Annotated in this window: 14 protein-coding genes; 5 read left to right on the top strand and 9 right to left on the bottom strand. The window is 62.7% G+C overall.

Going from position 1 to position 15,406, the window contains the following annotated elements:
* The first annotated feature begins 34 nt into the window (after positions 1-34).
* Positions 35-703, top strand: a complete 669-nt coding sequence (locus NKJ23_RS04695) for an ArsR/SmtB family transcription factor (protein ID WP_352644317.1) — start codon at positions 35-37, stop codon at positions 701-703.
* A 75-nt stretch (positions 704-778) separates the two neighbouring features.
* Positions 779-1,576 (top strand): nucleoside phosphorylase, encoded by a 798-nt coding sequence (locus NKJ23_RS04690; RefSeq protein ID WP_352678613.1) that lies wholly within the window; start codon positions 779-781, stop codon positions 1,574-1,576.
* 538 nt (positions 1,577-2,114) lie between these two features.
* Here the strand turns inward: NKJ23_RS04690 and NKJ23_RS04685 are convergent.
* The 7 genes from NKJ23_RS04685 to NKJ23_RS04655 all read right to left on the bottom strand — a co-directional run bounded on the left by NKJ23_RS04685 (position 2,115) and on the right by NKJ23_RS04655 (position 10,573).
* On the bottom strand, positions 2,115-2,993 hold the full coding sequence (locus NKJ23_RS04685) for an SMP-30/gluconolactonase/LRE family protein (RefSeq protein WP_023678683.1): 879 nt from the start codon (positions 2,991-2,993) through the stop codon (positions 2,115-2,117).
* Between the two features lie 35 nt (positions 2,994-3,028).
* Positions 3,029-3,991: a 3,5-dioxohexanoate:acetyl-CoA acetone transferase gene (gene kce / locus NKJ23_RS04680; protein ID WP_352678610.1), complete on the bottom strand. Its 963-nt coding sequence runs from the start codon at positions 3,989-3,991 to the stop codon at positions 3,029-3,031.
* On the bottom strand, positions 3,988-4,935 hold the full coding sequence (locus NKJ23_RS04675; protein WP_352678607.1) for a 3-hydroxyacyl-CoA dehydrogenase: 948 nt from the start codon (positions 4,933-4,935) through the stop codon (positions 3,988-3,990). The genes kce and NKJ23_RS04675 overlap by 4 nt, the downstream gene beginning before the upstream one ends.
* Positions 4,936-4,945: 10 nt before the next feature.
* Positions 4,946-5,752: an SDR family oxidoreductase gene (locus NKJ23_RS04670; protein WP_352678605.1), complete on the bottom strand. Its 807-nt coding sequence runs from the start codon at positions 5,750-5,752 to the stop codon at positions 4,946-4,948.
* 13 nt (positions 5,753-5,765) lie between these two features.
* Positions 5,766-7,838, bottom strand: a complete 2,073-nt coding sequence (locus NKJ23_RS04665; protein ID WP_352678602.1) for an ABC transporter permease — start codon at positions 7,836-7,838, stop codon at positions 5,766-5,768.
* Positions 7,835-9,373, bottom strand: a complete 1,539-nt coding sequence (locus tag NKJ23_RS04660) for a sugar ABC transporter ATP-binding protein (RefSeq protein ID WP_502902488.1) — start codon at positions 9,371-9,373, stop codon at positions 7,835-7,837. The genes NKJ23_RS04665 and NKJ23_RS04660 overlap by 4 nt, the downstream gene beginning before the upstream one ends.
* 72 nt (positions 9,374-9,445) lie before the next feature.
* On the bottom strand, positions 9,446-10,573 hold the full coding sequence (locus NKJ23_RS04655; RefSeq protein WP_352678599.1) for a sugar ABC transporter substrate-binding protein: 1,128 nt from the start codon (positions 10,571-10,573) through the stop codon (positions 9,446-9,448).
* Positions 10,574-10,813: 240 nt separating this feature from the next.
* On the opposite strand from NKJ23_RS04655, the gene NKJ23_RS04650 reads away from it, so the two are divergent.
* Positions 10,814-11,494, top strand: coding sequence for a GntR family transcriptional regulator (locus NKJ23_RS04650; RefSeq protein ID WP_352452184.1), 681 nt, complete (start codon positions 10,814-10,816; stop codon positions 11,492-11,494).
* A 139-nt stretch (positions 11,495-11,633) separates the two neighbouring features.
* On the opposite strand, the gene panC is transcribed toward NKJ23_RS04650, so the two are convergent.
* Both panC and panB read right to left on the bottom strand, forming a co-directional pair.
* Entirely contained in the window at positions 11,634-12,602 is a 969-nt protein-coding gene (gene panC / locus NKJ23_RS04645; RefSeq protein WP_352678596.1) for a pantoate--beta-alanine ligase, read from the bottom strand.
* On the bottom strand, positions 12,599-13,435 hold the full coding sequence (gene panB / locus NKJ23_RS04640) for a 3-methyl-2-oxobutanoate hydroxymethyltransferase (RefSeq protein ID WP_352678593.1): 837 nt from the start codon (positions 13,433-13,435) through the stop codon (positions 12,599-12,601). The genes panC and panB overlap by 4 nt, the downstream gene beginning before the upstream one ends.
* 442 nt (positions 13,436-13,877) lie before the next feature.
* Between panB and NKJ23_RS04635 the strand changes: the two genes are divergently transcribed.
* Together NKJ23_RS04635 and NKJ23_RS04630 are read left to right on the top strand one after the other, a co-directional pair.
* Entirely contained in the window at positions 13,878-14,189 is a 312-nt protein-coding gene (locus tag NKJ23_RS04635) for a hypothetical protein (RefSeq protein ID WP_352678590.1), read from the top strand.
* An 865-nt stretch (positions 14,190-15,054) separates the two neighbouring features.
* On the top strand, positions 15,055-15,384 hold the full coding sequence (locus tag NKJ23_RS04630) for an FCD domain-containing protein (protein WP_352678587.1): 330 nt from the start codon (positions 15,055-15,057) through the stop codon (positions 15,382-15,384).
* The last annotated feature ends 22 nt before the right edge of the window (positions 15,385-15,406 follow it).

Here is a 15,406-nt window from a genome sequence, read left to right as displayed (position 1 = left end):
ATCATTCCGCTGACTGTTTCACTGAGGAGCTGCCGTGTCAAGCATCGGACCGAAACAAGCGATCTACGAAAGCCTCGCCGAGGTGGCGCAGGCGCTCGGCCATGCCCACCGGCTCGAGCTTCTGGAGCACCTGGCGCAAGGAGTGCGCAGCGTCGAGGAACTCTCCGCGCGAACCCGCCTGAGCTTCGCCAACACGTCGCGCCACCTGCAGATCCTGCGGCGCGCGCGCCTCGTCGAGACGGCGCGCCGCGGCAAGCATGTGCTCTACAACCTCGCCGGTGATGCCGAGGTGGTGGCACTGATCAAGGCGCTCGGCCGTGTCGGCGAGCGAAACGTGGCCGAGGTCGACCGCGTGATGGCCGACTACTTTCGTGCGCGCGATGCGCTGGAGCCGGTGTCGCGCGAAGACCTGGTCTCGAGGCTGCATGACGGGGCGGTCACGGTTCTCGACGTGCGGCCGGAGGACGAGTTTGCGGTCGGACATCTCCCGGGCGCCCTCAACATCCCGCTGGCCGAGCTGGAGCGCCGCCTGGGCGAGCTTCCGGCAGATCGGGAAGTGATCGCCTATTGCCGCGGCCCTTATTGCGTTCTCTCGTTCGAAGCGGTCGCCGCCTTGCGAGAGCGGGGTTATCTCGTCCGTCGGCTTGAGGACGGCTATCCCGAATGGAAGGCTGCAGGGCTGCCGGTCGAAGCGGTTGGCTGAAACGAGACACACGCGCTAGTCCCATGGATCGAAAAGCAGGCGAAACGGGAAGAGAGGGGCGCGGCGTGGCCGATCGTGAACGGCAACGACCATGCGTCTCCCTCCGTGTTCCGGCCGGAGGCTCTGCTGCGCGAAGCGCGTCGACAGAAGGGACTGCCGCTCATCGCCGTTCCTCCAGTGTGTGTCCTCGATCCCGATGGCGACGTGGTGCGGCACCTCAGACGAACGGGCACGGGACGAATCCATGAGGGGTGGGCCTGCTACCACACCGAGCTTCTTGCCTTCGATCTCGACGACATCGGCGAGATCGGCATCATCGGCTGCGCGGTGGGCGCTCCCTTTGCAGTGCTCGTGGCCGAGCAGCTTTTTGCGTCGGGCTGCCGCCTGCTCGTCAGCGTTACGTCCGCTGGCCAGGTCACCGACAACGGAGCGACGCCCTACTTCGTGCTGATCGATCGCGCCCTGCGCGACGAGGGCACGAGCTACCACTATCTTCCGCCAGCGACCTTCGCCGAAGCCCCCGACGCAGGGCTTCTCGCTCGCATCGAGAGGGCTTTGTCGGGTCTTTCCGGCGTCACTGTCCATCGCGGTGCGACCTGGACGACGGATGCGCCCTATCGCGAAACCGAGATCGCGATTGCGTCTGCACGGGAGCTGGGCGCGTTTGCCGTGGAAATGGAGGCTGCCGCCCTGTATGCGTTTGCAACCGCGATGAAACGGTCGGTCGTCTGCTTCGCGCATGTAACCAATGCCATGGCGCGGAGTGAAGGCGACTTTGAAAAAGGCGAGGCGGACGGAACCACGGCAACGCTCGCAGTCATCGCGGCGACGGCGCGCGCCTGGTCGACCGCTGCGATCGTCGCCGAGAAATGAGCAGATGCGGGGCGCCTATGCGGCGCCCTCGACGATTTGCGCGGCGCCGAACGAACCGGCCTAGCCATCTCTCCGTCATCGATGGACTTTGCGACCCGAGAATGGACGCCGCATCCACCGCAACAAATCGGTCGAAAAATATTGCACGCGGCCTTTCCGCATTCGCGTCCGTCGCCTGATCCAATGCTCAAGTCCGGCATGTTGCCGAACCTGATCAGAGGAAATTTGAGAATGAAAACTGCAATCTTTGTCGCGATCGGTGCCGAGCCACTCGATCGCGTTGAACTGGACGAGACCGCTATCCGTGCAGCTTGTGGTCGATGACGAAGCGGTTGATGGCGGAAACCCACATGCCCTCAACACGGGACTGGTGATGGCTCGCGCAGCGCCTGCCGTGCTGCCGCCATTGGTGCTCTTAGTTCCTGACACGACCCCACGCCAGAACCGCACGGCACGAGCTTCCAGCGCCGGTTGCCCTGCGGCGGGAGGTTGGGGTGGCACCAAGAGGCGGGGAGGATGATCGCCATTAAGCACCGATTTATGCGGCAAATCTTGGCTCCGGAACTCCCGTTGCACCCAGGCCGGTGATGGCAAAAAGGCTGCCGCGCAAGACACCGTCGCTTGGAAAGCGCGGCAGCGGCGGCTTGGCCATCGAAGTGACGTACAGGGTGTCGAGCTTCGGCCCGCCGAACATGACGCTGGTGATCTTCTTGACGGGCATGTCGATGATGCGATCAACGCTGCCGTCGGGCGCGTAACGCACCAGCCTGCCGTCATAGACCAGCGCGTTCCACAGGAATCCTTCCGCATCGACGGTCGAGCCGTCAGCCGCCCCTCCCCGGCTGGTATCGACGCGGGTGAAGGTGCGCCGGTTGTTGGCGGCACCCGTTTCGATATTATAGTCGTAGGCCCAGATCTCGCCGGTCCAGGTGTCGGCGAAATAGAAGGTGCGGTCGTCCGGGCTCCAGCACGGACCGTTCGAGCAGATGATGCCGGAATCTATTCTGGTAACGGAGAAATCCGGATCGAGCCGGTAGAGCCCGCCGGAGGGTCCCTCTTCCATCGTGTCCATTGAGCCGGCAAAGAAGCGGCCGCGCCGATCGACCTTGCCGTCATTGAGCCGGTTCATCGGCCTGTCCGGCTCCGGATCGTGAATCGGCGTCACCTCGCCGGTGGCGAAATCAAGCAGATGGAAACCGCGCTGCAGCGATACCACCGCGCCACCGCCGTCCTTGCGCAATGCCATCGAACCGATCTTCATCGGCACGTCCCAGCAACGGATCTCGCGGCCGTCGGCGGTCGCCCGAAACACACGCCCGTCGAAACTGTCGATCCAATAGAGGCGCTCCTGTTCAACGTCCCACAGCGGTCCCTCGCCCAGCGTGGTCTTCACGTCCACCACGACTTCGATCTTCATGCCGTCCTCCTCTGTTCGAACCTTGCAGAAACCGGTCAGAACGCGACCTGGTCGCCGCCCTTCAATGACAGGATTTCGCGCGCCTCTTCGGGCGTTGCCACTTCCATGCCGAGGCCTTCGATGATCTTGCGGGCAAGCACCACCTGCTCGGCATTTGACTTGGCAAGCCTGCCCTTGCCGGCCCACAGACTGTCTTCGAGCCCAACGCGAATATTGCCGCCAAGCGCTGCCGATTGCGCGGCTATGCGCAACTGGCTGGCGCCCGCACCCAGCACCGACCAGCGAAACTGATCGCCGAACAGCCGGTCGGCGGTGCGCTTCATATGGGCAACGTCTTCCGGGTGCGCGCCGATGCCGCCGAGCAGGCCGAACACGGACTGCACGAAGAACGGCGGTTTCACCAGTCCGCGATCGGCGAAGTGGGAGAGGTTATACAGATGGGCGATGTCGTAGCACTCGAACTCGAAGCGCGTGCCATTGTCGTAGCAGGTCGCCAATATGTATTCGATGTCCTTGAACGAGTTGCGGAAGACCAGGTCACGCGTCGCTTCCAGGTGCGGCCTTTCCCAGTCGAACTTGAACGTTTCGTATTTGTCTACGAGGTGATAGAGCCCGAAATTGATCGACCCCATGTTGAGCGAGGCGACTTCCGGCTTGAACTGGGCGGCGGGGCGCACACGCTCCTCCACCTTCATGTAGGGACTGCCGCCGGTGGTGATGTTGATGGCGGCATTGGTGCCTTGCTTGACGCGCGGCAGGAAACGCGCGAACGCCTCCGGCGTCTGGTCGGGCTTGCCGGTCTCGGGGTCGCGGGCATGCAGATGCAGGATCGCCGCACCAGCCTCCGCCGCCGCAATCGCCTCCGAGGCGATCTGGTCCGGCGTGATCGGCAGATAGGGCGACATGGCAGGCGTGTGGATCGCCCCCGTCACCGCGCAGGTGATGATGACCTTGCCGCTGGGTTGCTGGGCGCCGGGCTTGCGGCTTGTTTGCGTCATCGTCCAAACTCCTGATCCGACTTTTTCTTGTGCGCCGCCAGCGCCATCAGCCGGCGGTCGCGCCAGACCTGCCGTTCGCTGAGTTCTTCTCGCGGCAGCCGCTTGCGGCGCTCGGCCTCGACCGTTTCCATGACCTCGCCGGCCCAGTCGACCCGACGCAGCATCTGCGGGAAGATGTTGGAATAGATCGCCTGATAGCGCTCCACATAGTCGCGCACACCACCGGGCGCGTTGAGGTCGATCGTTTCGAACGGACCCATGAACGACCAGCGCAGCGCCAGCCCGTCGCGCAGGCCCGTGTCGACGTCCTCGACCCTGGCATAGCCGTCGGCGACGAGCCGGAACGCCTCCTCCAACAGCGCGCCTTGCAGGCGGTTCATGATGAAGCCGTCGAGTTCGCGCTTCATCACCAGCGGCGCGTGGCCCGCCTCGACAAGAAAGGCGCGGGTCCTTTCCACCGTTTCGGCGGAGGTCCATGGCGCCGGCACGACTTCCGCCGCCGGGATGAGATAGGGCGGATTGATCGGGTGCACGACGAGGCAGCGATGGCGCCCCTCAAGATGATCGGTGAATTTCGACGGCAACAGCGCCGAGGTGGAACTGGCGATCACCGCCTGCGGACCGGCAATTGCGTCGATCCGGGAGAACACTTCCCGCTTCACCTCGAGGTTTTCCGGCGTGTTCTCCTGGACGTGGACGGCATCGGCCAGGGCCTCGCCAAGCTCCTCCACAATGGTGATGCGGCCAAGCACGGCATCGACCGCCTGTCCCCGCAGCAAATCGTTGGCGGCAAGGTCGCCGAGCACGCCAGCGATATAGTCGCGCGCACCGCTGGCCGCGGCCGGCGCCTGGTCCCACATGCGCACATCATGGCCTGCACGAGCGAAGCTGATCGCCCACGCTCGCCCGATGAAGCCGCTTCCGACAATTGCTACCTTCGCCATGATCTCCCCCTCAGAGTGTCTCAACGTTGCCGTCGACGCCGAGCGACTGGCCGGAAATGTTGACGCCCGCATTGGAAAGCAGAAAAGCCACCATCGCCGCGACATCGTATGGGCTGGTCATGCGGCGCAGCGAGATGTTCTGCAGATAGCGTCGTGTCATCTCCTCGTTTGAAACGCCTAATTGCTTTGCCCGGTCGGCAATGACCTTGTCGATGCGCGGCCCTTCGATGATGCCGGGCAAGATGGCGTTGACCCTGATCCCATGGGGTCCGAGTTCCTTGGCAAGACTCTGGGTCAGGCCGACAACGCCGAACTTGGCAGCCGAATACGGCGTGCGGAACGCGTAGCCATGGCGGCCGGCGGCGGAAGACATTGAGACGATCGAGCCCCCGCCCGCCGCCTTGATCAGCGGCACGGCACGCCGCGCGCACAGGAACTGGCCGGTCAGGCAAATGTCTATGCAGCGCCGCCAGTCTGCCGGATCGATCTCATCGACCCCGCCGGTCGGCCCGGCAATGCCGGCATTGTTGATCAGGGCGTCGAGCCCGCCGAGCTTCTCCTTGACGGTCTCGAACAGCCGGTCGACATCGTCGTCGCGCGAGACGTCGGCTTTGACTGCGGCGGCGAGCGTAATTCTCTCTGGAGCAGCGGCCAGCGCCTCGTCGGAAATATCGCAGATCACGACACGCGCGCCGAGCCTCGACAGCGTCTCTGCAATGGCAAAGCCGATGCCGCCGGCACCCGCCGTCACCAGCACGCGCTGGCCTTTGAGCCCGGTCAGGAATTCGTCCGCCGATGCCGGTGCGCTTGAGCTCATCGTTCCATTCCTTTCACTGAATCCGCCTTTCGCGCAGCGCCATGACGGCACCGAGCACCACCAGCCCGAACAGGATCGCCCGCGTCGCGTAAGGCAGCGTCGTGCCGGCGAGCAGCATCTGCAACGCGGTCAAAAGCAGCACGCCGCCCAGCATGCCGAGATAATGGCCGCGCCCGCCGGTGATCAGCGCACCGCCGACGACGACAACGGCGATCGAGGGCAGCAGATAGTCGTCACCCATGCCGAGGCTGGCCTGGCCGGAAAAGCCGGTCAGCATGATGCCGACGAGCCCCGCGCAGACCGCCGACAGCACATAGACGAGGATGAGCGTGCGCCCGACCGCGATGCCGGAGAGCTGGGCGGCGCGCAGGCTGTTGCCGATGCCATAAACCCGGCGGCCGAAAGCGGTGCGGCCGAGCAGCAGCACGGCAAAGACGACGAAGGCGATCATGAACAGCACCACCGGCGTCACAACGAATACCTTCCCGGTCATGAACCAGCGCAGCATCGGCGAGGAGAAGCCGGCCGGCGTACCCTGCGAGTAAAGCAGCGCGACGCCTTGCAGAACGCCGTTGGTGGCCAGCGTCATCACGATCGGCGAAATGCCGAGGAAGACGATGCCGATGCCGTTGGCAAGACCGATCAGGCAAGCGATGAGCAGCACCGCCGGCAGCGCATAGGCAAGTGCAGCATCCGAGCCGTTGACCATGCCGGCAAGCAGGATGCCCGAGAGACCGATCGTCCACGGCACCGACAGGTCGAGCCCGCCGGTGAGGATTACGCTGCCTTGCCCAAGAGCGAGGATGGCGAGGAAGCTCGACAGCACGAACAGCGAGTTCCAGTAGGTGACGTTGACAATGGCGCGTCCGAGCCAGATCTGGGTGACGATCACGACGATGGCCAGGCAGACATAGGCCGGCAGCGCATAACGCAGCGTCTCGGCATTGCGGATATGGAAGGCCGGCTGCGGCGCCTGCTGATCGTCGGTGCTGCCACGCGCGATTCTCAGCCGCCGGTCGGTGCGATCGATCTGCGAGGGCAGCATTCCGGCGCGCCATGCGGCCAACCGCGCCCGTAGCGCACGCAGTTGGCGGGCGAGCACGGAGCCATGCGACAGCGAGCCGGCAAGCACGGCAAGGATCAGGATTGTGCCCTCGGCGATCGTCGAATAATAGGCCGAGACGTTGAGTACGAGCAGGATGTTGACGACCATCATCAGTATGTAGGCGCCAAAGACAGTGCCAACCGGCCCACCTTGACCGCCGCCCAGCCTTGTACCGCCGACGACGACCGCCGCGAACATCGACAGCAACAACGGGTTGCCGACCAGCGGATCGCCGCTGCCGGTCTGGGCACTGATGAAGACGCCGGCAAGCCCGTAGCAGCCGCCGGCTACGACGTAGACCAGGAAGCGCACGAGAACGACGCGCACGCCGACCGATGCGGCCGCATCCGGATCGCTGCCGATCGCATAGAGAGCCGTCCCGAAGCGTGTGCCTTTGAGCCAGAACCAGCCGAGCAGGACGACACCAATAACCACCAGCGGCATCGGTATCCAGCCGGCGATGGCATCACCGAGATAGAAGGCGCCAAGATCGGGAGAGACGAAGCCGCCCGGCTTGTCCATAACCAGCAGCGTTACCCCCTGCAGGATGAACATGGTCGACAGCGTGACGACGATTGGCTGCATGCGCAGGACGGCGATGAAGAAGCCGTTGAAGGCGCCGACCAGCATGCCGACACCAATTCCGGCCAAGGTCCACAGCGCGACACTGGTGCCGGTCGCCATCGGATCCATGCCTTTTGCCAGGACGACATTGACCAGCGAGATCACCGCGCCGGCGGACAGGTCGAAACCGCCGGACAGGATGACCACGGTCTGGCCGATCGCCGCCAGTGCCGAGGTGGCGCCGCCGCTGGAGAGAAACGAAATGTCGAAATAGGTGAGCCGCCCGGCACTGACCAGATCGACGATAAGCAGGAGCACCGCAAAGACGATCGCCGCGATGATCGCGCCGCTGTGCCGCGCGAGAAGCCGCGACAATGTCGTGGCCGGTGCCGCGGCGGGCAAACTCGTCACGCTCATTCCGCCGCCTCCCGGACCAAGTCGCCGTGTCCCAGCGCCGGTCGCATGATCGCGCCTTCCGTGATGTCGTTGCCGGCAAGCTCCGCCACCAGGCGACCGTCATAGAGGACGAGCACCCGGTCGCATTGATGGACCAGCTCGGGAATTTCGGTTGAATGCAGAAGGATCGAGCCGCCGGCCGCCACATAGTCGCGCATCATCACATAGAGTTCGTGCTTGGTGCCGACGTCGATGCCGCGGGTTGGGTCGAAGAGCAGCAGGATGCGGCTTTCGGCGACCAGCCATTTGGCGATGGCGATCTTCTGCTGGTTACCGCCCGAAAACGCCCCCGCCCTCGTCCACATGGCGCGGCGGTCGACCTCGACCGCCGAGAAGGCGGACTGTACGGCCCGCGCCTCCTCGTGCCTGCTGATCAGGCCAAATCGGGAAAAACGCGCGACGACCGGCAGCGATACGTTCTGCCGGCCCGAGAGCTTCAGGAACAGGCCTTCGGTCTTGCGGTCCTCCGGTACCAGCCCGATCGCCATGTTGGGCTTGAGCGCATCGGCGGGCGATCCAAGCCAAACCATGCGGCCGTCGACCAGGATATGGCCACGCTCGATCTCGGCCATGCCGAAGCAGGCGAGGAACAGGTCGAGCTGCCCCATGCCCTGAAGCCCGGCAATGCCGAGAATCTCGCCCTTGCGCAGGTCGAAATCGACGCCGTCGAGCTTTATGCCGGCCTTGAGATCGCGCACGCCGAGCACCGGCGGACCGAAGACGGCCTCGCTTTCGGGTTTCGGCGGAAAGGTCTGGGCGATGCTGCGACCGATGATCTTTTCGATCACTTCTCCATCCGGGACATCGGCAGCCGGTGCGGTCACGATATGGCGGCCGTTCCTGAGAATGGTCAGCGTATCGCAGAAGGCCCGCACCTCGCGCATGCGATGGGTGATGAACACGACCGTCGTACCGGCCGCCTTCAGCCGCGCGATGATGCCGCCCAGCCATTCGACATCGCCGCCCGACAGCGTCGAGGTCGGTTCGTCGAGCAAGAGGATGCGCGGCTTGCGATAGAGCGCGCGCGCGATCTCGGTCTTCTGGCGGACGGCGAGATCGAGCGTTGCCACTTCGGCATCAAGATCGACCGAAAACCCGAGATCTGAAATGTGCTGGCGCACCGCCTTGCGCGCGGCCGACCGCTTGATTAGGCCGATCGGGCCGACAGGCGCGTAGGGCAGCAGCATGTTGTCGAGAACGCTGAGATCGCGCACCAGCGTCATTTCCTGGAAGGCTGTCTGCACGCCTTTGGCGTGCGCGGCGCGCGGCGAACCGAGTGGCGCCGGTTCACCAAGAACGGTGATTTGCCCTTCGTCGGGCCGCACCAGTCCCGACAGCAGCTTGACGAGCGTGGACTTGCCCGCACCGTTCTCGCCAAGCAAGGCATGCGCGCTGCCCGAAGCGATCTCGAAGGAAACGTCATCGAGGGCGACTGTTGCGCCAAACGCCTTGCGGACGCCCTGTATGCCGACAGCTGTCGAATGCGCTGACATCATGATCCCAGTCCCGGCCTGCATGAAAGGTGCGTGGAGCGCCTCGCAAGCACCCCACACCCACTTCGGGAGGGCCTACTCCTCGGGCTGGCCTACAAGGGCGGCCGCGAGACCGATTTCCGGTGTCTGGTCGGAGAAGATCGAGGCGAACCAGCCTGGGTTCGAGACCAGCGACGGTTTGAACGCGTTGCAACCAGCCTTCATCTCCGCCCAGGTGCCCTCGTCGCAAAGCTTTATCGTCTCGTTGGTGACGACCGGCAGCGGCAGGATCGTCTTCTTGGCAACCTCCTTGCCTTCAAGCGCCTCGACCGCAAGCTTGAGAGCGAGCGCCCCGGAATAAGGCGGCGACGCGTAGGAAATGCGCGGCGCGCCGAGCGGCGCATAGGGAGAGGTCGCGCCCTCGACCTCCGTGCCCTCCGGCAGCATCTGGATACGCCCGCCATTGGAACCCTCGCCGGCGCAAGGCAGGAGTTCGCTGACCTTTTTGCCGGCCTCGAGCTGCATGGAATTGGCGGTGAAGCAGCCGACCTGCATCCACAGCCCGTTGATGTCGTCCCAACTGCGCGTCGCCAATATCTTGGAGAGTTCGGTACGGGCCACCGCCTGGCTCCACATGCCGACAGCCTCGCCGACGATCTTGATGTCGGGATGCTTGGCAAACACCTCCTTCGCGGCCTTGGTGCGCAGATCATCGACCGAGGTGCCGGGAACGCCGGTCACCGCGATGATGTTGCCCTTGCCATTGAGCTTCTTGACCAGCCACTCCGCCGTTACGCGGCCAGCCTCTTCCTGGTCGATATGGACGTTGTAGGCGCAAGGCTCCGTGATCTCGGCATCGTAGGCAAACACCTTCACGCCCTTGTCGCAGGCGTTCTTCACCACCTGGTTGAGCGCGGTCGGCGAGATCGGGAAGATCACGATGGCTTCGGCGCCTGCCTGGACCATGGCATTGATCTGCTGGATCTGGCGCTGTGCGTTCGGCCCCGCAACCTGGACCTGGAGGTCGACCTTGTCGGCCATGCTCTTGTGCGACGCCATCGCCTTGACCATGTTGGCGGCCTCGGCCTGCCAATCATTGCCGATGAAGCTCATGCTGAGAAATATCTTGTGCTTTCCGGCCGCTTCGGCGGCGGACGTACCAAGAACGCAAACAGCCATGCCGGCAAGCAGCGCAAACCGCCGGGCTTTCGATCCGATACCCATTCAAAACTCCTCCCAGTTCAGACGACCGAATGCCTCCCAAGGGCACGAAACGTGCTCCTTGTCATTCGATGCAGCTGACCGTATCATGATTTGATCAAAGATCAATGATGAAAAGCTAATAAGTAAAAGCCGGATAGACCGGCGCTTGACGCGGCAATCCGAACCTTGCATTCCGGGCACAGGCGCCGGGTAGGACAAGAGCGTCGCCGTATGTCGCCGTATGGGGAAAGGTAGGCAGAGATGGCTGGGGCGGCATTCAGGAAGCCGGGCGTCGAGATCACGCCGCTTTCCAGGGAAACCCTGCAGGACAGGGTTTACCGGCACGTCACCGAGTTGATCCTCGACGGCAGTATCGTTCCAGGTGAAATGGTGACGGTGCAGAGCCTTGCCGACGCTTTCGGCGTCAGCCCGATGCCGGTTCGAGAGGCACTGCGGCGTCTGAGCGCCGCCAACGCATTGATGGTGGTTTCGGGCCGGTCAATCGGTATCCCCGCATTAAGCCGCGCGCGACTCATCGATCTCAGGAACGTCAGGTTTGAGATCGAAGCGATCGCCGCCGCATGGGCGGCCGAGCGAATGGACGATGCCAGCGTGGCGCTGCTGCGCCAGCATCTGGACGCACTCGAACAGGCCAATGCCGCCGGCGACGTCAAATCCTACCTCAGGGCTAACTACGCCTTTCATTTCTCCATCTATCGAGCCGCGGGCTCGGAAAACATGCTCAACATCATCGAGAACCTGTGGCTGCAGATCAGTCCCTATTTCAACATGCTGCACGATTCCGGAAACTATTCGACCGCCAACCAGCACCATCAGCAGATGTTTGCAGCGCTGCGAGACCGCAACGCGGAAGCGGTCCGGGCCGCGGTTCGCGCTGACATCGACGCGGCTTTCACTGTCCTGATCAAACTGCTGAAATAGGGTGAGGTCGCCAAGCCCGACATGGCAGGACGGTGATGCTCACCACCAACCGAACCGCCGAGCATCAGCGGGCATTTCCGGCGCCCTGCTGCGGTGAGTCATCCGAGGGGACGATCCAGCGCTCACAGGGCGGAGTTGGTCAGGGGTGGCGCTTGCCAGAGCCCACAAGCTCATCCTTTAATGCTGGCGTTGCGGTGTGACCGTTGGCACGGGTGAAGGCATGCCCGATTGATGACGGCGGCTTGTCAACGAGAACGGGAGACGGCAGTGTTCTGACGTTATCAATGAGCCGCGTTTCGCCGAGCCAGGCCGCTGCAAACAGGCGTGCCGGCCGATCCAGGCTTGCTATCGGTTGCAGATCTGCCTCGCCACGGAGTTCCAGGTACTCGACCTCGCGATAGCCTGCGGACAGGATTGCTGCGCGCGCTTCGGCAAGCGTTGGCAGGACGGGAGAGCCGTTCGAGAGCCCCGACGCCGTATCGAGTAGGACCGATGCTAGCCTTGGGGCAACGGCGCGCTCTGCCGGCGAGAGCCGGATATTGCGCGATGACAAAGCGAGACCATCGGCTTCCCGGACTGTCGGACAGGGGACGACGGTGATCGGAATATCCAGGTCCCGGACCATGCGCCTGATAAGTAGAAGCTGCTGGAAGTCCTTCTCTCCGAAAAAGGCGAAATCAGCGCCGGTCTGGAGGAAGAGCTTTGCAACGACGGTCGCCACCCCATCGAAATGGCCAGGCCGGAACGCACCGCACAGGCTTTCACTGACGCCGGATACGGACACGGTCGTGGCGAAGTCGTCAGGATACATCGCAGTCGCATCGGGAACATAAAGCAGGTGGGCGCCCAGCGGCGTAAGCTTTGCAGCGTCTTCGTTTTCCGTGCGGGGATAGGCGGCAAGATCCGCGGCACTGTTGAACTGCTTGGGATTGACGAACAGCGTCACGATCACACGATCGGCCTTTTGAAGCGCAGAACGCACGAGACTCAAATGCCCTTCGTGCAAGGCTCCCATCGTAGGCACCACGGCGATATTGGCACCAGAACGGCGCCATCCCGCCACAACGGTACGAAGCTCGGCAATGGTGCGGACGATCGGCACGCTCACGCGGTTTCTCCGGCCTGCAGCGCGTCGGCGAAGAGATGTTCGGCCGCCGGAAAGCGCCCTCCCCGCACATCAGCCGCGTAAGCCGCAATGGCAGCTTCGGCCTCTGAGCCCAGTTCGGCATAGCGCTTGACGAATTTCGGACGAAAACCGGTGAACATGCCCAGAATATCGTCGACGACCAGAACCTGGCCGTCGCAGGCGGCGGAGGCGCCGATCCCGATGGTTGGAATCGTAACCTCCTCGGTTATTCTTCGTGCGAGCGGCTCGGCCACCTTTTCCAGCACAACGGAGAATGAGCCGGATTCGGCAACAGCAACAGCGTCCCGCAAAATCCTGTCGCCGTCTCTGCCCCTGCCCTGGACCTTGTAGCCGCCAAGCACATTGATCGCTTGCGGTGTCAGCCCGACATGGCTCATGACGGGGATGCCGCGGGCAATGAGAAAGCGGATCGTGTCAGCCATGCTCTCGCCGCCCTCCAGCTTGACCGCGGCGCATCCGGTCTCCGCCATCAGCCGGGCGGCGTTGCGAAAGGCCTGTTCGCAGCCCTCCTCATAGGAGCCGAAGGGCATGTCGACGACCATCAGCGCCCGTTCAAGACCGCGGCGGACGGCCTTGCCGTGCATGATCATCATCTCCAGCGTAACCCCGAGGGTTGACGTCAGGCCATGAAGCACCATGCCGACGCTGTCGCCGACCAGGACCACGTCGCAGTGCCTATCGGCGAGGCGCGCAACGGGCGTTGTATACGCTGTTAAGCAGACAATCGGCTTCTTGTGCTTTCGGGCCGCAATGTCCGGCGGCGTCAGCGCCTTTGTTTCGACCGCCACACTCATCGGCACATTCCCTTGGGTCAAGTTCCAGCGGTGACGGTTTTGCATAGTTCTGTGCAGGTGCGAAGGCCAAAACCGCACTGCATCAGAAAAGTTTGTGCGTCGCGAAGCAGGCTCTCCGCAAAGCAAACACAGAGGGCTAGCGTTCCTCTGCTTCGGTGATCCTGCGCGACAACCATGTTGCTGAGCGGCTGAGCAATCGGGCTCCGGCCGTTTTCAACTCGAACAGTTTAACTGCCGCACGGCGGTTCACGCCAGAAGCGACCTTGGTTGCAAGCCTACCCGAAATGCGTTGTGACGGAAGCATGCGCCCGCACTCCAGACACTACGATTTGAATCAAAATCGCTGGTTCGAATCGGTTCCAAAACAAGGTGCACGCTGGCGGCGTTGGCATTTTGCGCATATTAGCAATCCCTTGACTACCGTCAAAGCCGCTCCAGAATCATGGCTTGGGAAATTGCGGACATCAATATCGGCGATGAGGTGGCGATCACCGTGACGGTGCTGAAGCTCCTGGACGACGGAAGAGCTAGCGTCAGCATCCCCTCCTATGGTTTTCCGCATTCGATCCCTGCTCCTAAAAAGTCCAAACCAGGTGACGAGCTCCAGCTCACTGGCGAGGTCACGCGGGTCGACGAGGAAAATCGAAAGGTGACCGTGAAAGCTGGCGGGCTAATCACCGTGGATGCCGATACGATCACCGACTGGACGCCTGTCCGCCGCAAAAAGATGTCGCTCAGAGATGAGGCGGATTAGCGAACGCAGATCAAATCATCGATGCCGAAGACAAGTCCGCTAGGCCTGGCCGCCCTTGCTCTGGTGCGCGTGGTATCGAGGAGACCTGCCCGGCCGGCGTGCTGCCGATCGAGGAGGCTGTCTTTCGCTCTTATGGCCAAGAGCCCATGCATGAGGGTGAGCCCCTTGCCAAGGCTATCATTGAAACAGTTGAACGGCTAATTGCTTGCGGGAATGCAATCGGCCCCAGATGGCGCACTGTACGAAAATTACCAACTTCGTTAGCCGGGAACAAGCACTCTACATCAAACGTTTTTTTGCGCGAGACTGAACTCTCCTCCGTTCTCTAGTCTGGCTGTAAAGGCCCGCTGCTCTGCACGGGCAGCGGGCCTGAGGGTTCGCACATGCCGCAGCGCCAGCGTACCAATCGCACCTGCCTTAGTCCTCATGATTTGGCTATTTGCCAGCGCGTTTTCGATCAGATTTGCGCAGACGAAGACCTCGACCCTTTAAGCCAACAGGGCAAAATCTTGGCGGAAACGGTAGTGGCGACTTTTCGAAATGCTCACACTGACGAGCGCGAACTGCTGAAGGCAGTCAGGTCTCATCGAGGAAATTGAGCGGCAAAATTTCACCCGACCGACAAGGTCGGGCTTGACCCATTCGGCCTTGTCCCCGGAGCAGGCCCGGGAGCTAACGAGGCCCTAACTGCCAACAAGATAGGCGTCACCGATTGCGGCGTCGCTGTGTTGACGGTCGTTTTGCGCCCGCATCATTCCGCTCTTGCATAGCAGTCCCAGTCTTCAGCCGCTGTTCCCGTAGTCTGGCCGTTTTTGCCTCCCGTGCCGTACGCTCAGTGCGGTCCTTGCTTTCCTGATGAGCAGCCATGCTTCACCTACGTTTTTTGCTGGTGCCCAACCTTCGTCAAAGCCCGCTGTTCCACTCCGGATCCTACCTCAGGGCTAACTACGCCTTTCATTTCTCCATCTATCGAGCCGCGGGCTCGGAAAACATGCTCAACATCATCGAGAACCTGTGGCTGCAGATCAGTCCCTATTTCAACATGCTGCACGATTCCGGAAACTATTCGACCGCCAACCAGCACCATCAGCAGATGTTTGCAGCGCTGCGAGACCGCAACGCGAAAGCGGTCCGGGCCGCGGTTCGCGCTGACATCGACGCGGCTTTCACAGTGCTGATCAAACTGCTGAAGTAACATTCAGGTCGCCATAAGCGAC

Source organism: Mesorhizobium sp. M0184 (genome assembly GCF_040322215.1).
Lineage (GTDB): Bacteria > Pseudomonadota > Alphaproteobacteria > Rhizobiales > Rhizobiaceae > Mesorhizobium.
Note: the sequence above shows the minus strand (reverse complement) of the source record. Positions and strands in the feature narration are given on the sequence as shown.